This window comes from Mesorhizobium sp. WSM4819 (assembly GCF_055811215.1).
In genome coordinates, this window is the sequence record NZ_JBVVQO010000068.1 from 1 (window position 1) to 2500 (window position 2500).

Annotated in this window: 1 tRNA gene and 2 rRNA genes (1 of these 3 cut by a window edge); all 3 read right to left on the reverse strand. The window is 55.4% G+C overall.

The features are described from left to right. Window positions 1-54: 54 nt before the first annotated feature. Window positions 55-131 (reverse strand) — tRNA-Met (locus tag AC0L18_RS32060). A 131-nt stretch (window positions 132-262) separates the two neighbouring features. After that, window positions 263-377: ribosomal RNA gene (gene rrf, locus AC0L18_RS32065) — 5S ribosomal RNA — on the reverse strand. A gap of 202 nt (window positions 378-579) precedes the next feature. Further along, window positions 580-2500 (reverse strand): 23S ribosomal RNA (locus tag AC0L18_RS32070) (it continues 898 nt past the right edge of the window).

The window sequence follows — 2500 nt, forward strand, 5'->3', positions numbered from 1 at the left end:
GCGCCAGGCTGCAAACGCAAAACGGCCCGCGTGATGCGGGCCGTTTTGTGGATTTGGTTGCGGGGACAGGATTTGAACCTGTGACCTTCAGGTTATGAGCCTGACGAGCTACCGGGCTGCTCCACCCCGCGTCAACTTTTCAAGCAAGTCAGCGCTTAGTAAGTTCCGCCAACTGAAAGGGCCGCTTGCGCGGCCCGGGCTCCCGATTGGCGGGCCTGTTTTGTAAGGAGAAGACTGGATTTTTGCAACGTGCGTTTTGCAGACCTGGCAGCGACCTACTCTCCCGCGTCTTGAGACGAAGTACCATCAGCGCTGGAGCGTTTCACGGCCGAGTTCGGAATGGGATCGGGTGCAGCCGCTCCGCCATAACCACCAGGTCGGCAAAGCGCACGTTGCTCGAGAAGCTGTTTTCTGTGCCAAGACGACGTTTCTGCAGGTTGCTTCGGGCATAAGCCCGCAAGCGCGACTGCGCGTCGCCGGTTTTCCGGCGCCCTCGCGGAGCATAGGCCCGTAAGGGCCGCTCATGCGTGAGCGCTGGTAAGACCATCTGACTTTGTCAGATGGGCATAGGGAATGAGAACGATCAAGCCGATCGAACTATTAGTACCGGTAAGCTTCAAGCGTTGCCGCTCTTCCACACCCGGCCTATCAACGTGGTCGTCTTCCACGGTTCTCAGGGAATACTCGTTTTAAGGTGGGTTTCCCGCTTAGATGCCTTCAGCGGTTATCCCGTCCGGATATAGCTACCCTGCTATGCGGCTGGCGCCACAACAGGTCCACCAGAGATCCGTCCATCCCGGTCCTCTCGTACTAGGGACAGATCCTTTCAATATTCCTACACCCACGGCAGATAGGGACCGAACTGTCTCACGACGTTCTGAACCCAACTCACGTACCGCTTTAAATGGCGAACAGCCATACCCTTGGGACCTGCTCCAGCCCCAGGATGCGATGAGTCGACATCGAGGTGCCAAACAACCCCGTCGATATGGACTCTTGGGGGTCATCAGCCTGTTATCCCCGGCGTACCTTTTATCCGTTGAGCGATGGCCCTTCCACGCGGGACCACCGGATCACTATGACCGACTTTCGTCTCTGCTCGACTTGTCAGTCTCGCAGTCAGGCAGGCTTATGCCATTGCACTCAGCGAACGATTTCCGACCGTTCTGAGCCCACCATCGCGCGCCTCCGTTACTCTTTAGGAGGCGACCGCCCCAGTCAAACTACCCACCATACATTGTCCCGGACCCGGATGACGGGCCGCGGTTAGACATCCATAGTGATAAGGGTGGTATTTCAAGGGTGGCTCCACCTGAGCTGGCGCCCAGGTTTCAAAGCCTACCACCTATCCTACACATGCCACTACGAATGCCAATGTAAAGCTATAGTAAAGGTGCACGGGGTCTTTCCGTCTAACCGCAGGAACCCCGCATCTTCACGGGGAATTCAATTTCACTGAGTCTATGCTGGAGACAGCGGGGAAGTCGTTACGCCATTCGTGCAGGTCGGAACTTACCCGACAAGGAATTTCGCTACCTTAGGACCGTTATAGTTACGGCCGCCGTTTACTGGGGCTTCGATTCAGAGCTTGCACCCCTCCTCTTAACCTTCCAGCACCGGGCAGGCGTCAGACCCTATACGTCGTCTTGCGACTTCGCAGAGCCCTGTGTTTTTGATAAACAGTCGCTACCCCCTGGTCTGTGCCACCCTCCTCCACTTGCGTGGAAAAGGGTCACGCTTCTTCCGAAGTTACGCGTGCAATTTGCCGAGTTCCTTCAGCATAGTTCTCTCAAGCGCCTTGGTATACTCTACCAGTCCACCAGTGTCGGTTTCGGGTACGGTCTATAAGGAGGAGCTATTTCCTGGAACCACGCAGCAGCCCGTTCAATCCGATAAGATTGGACTACCTCAATGATCCGTCACTTCCTCCAGGCCCACGAATATTAACGTGGTTCCCATCGTCTACGCATTTCTGCCTCGACTTAGGGGCCGGCTAACCCTGCTCAGATTAGCTTTAAGCAGGAACCCTTGGACTTTCGGCGGGGGAGTCTCTCACTCCCCTTACGTTACTCATGTCAGCATTCGCACTTCTGATACCTCCACCACCCCTCACGGGTATGGCTTCATCAGCTTACAGAACGCTCCGCTACCGCTCGTGATTGCTCACGAACCCTAAGCTTCGGTGTATGGCTTGAGCCCCGTTACATTTTCGGCGCAAAGACCCTTATTTAGACCAGTGAGCTGTTACGCTTTCTTTAAATGATGGCTGCTTCTAAGCCAACATCCTGGTTGTTTTGGGATCCTCACATCCTTTCCCACTTAGCCATAACTTGGGGACCTTAGCTGTAGGTCAGGGTTGTTTCCCTTTTCACGACGGACGTTAGCACCCGCCGTGTGTCTGCCGACTAGTACTCCCAGGTATTCGGAGTTTGGTTAGGTTTGGTAATCCGGTGAGGACCCCTAGCCCATCCAGTGCTCTACCCCCTGGGGTATTCGGTCG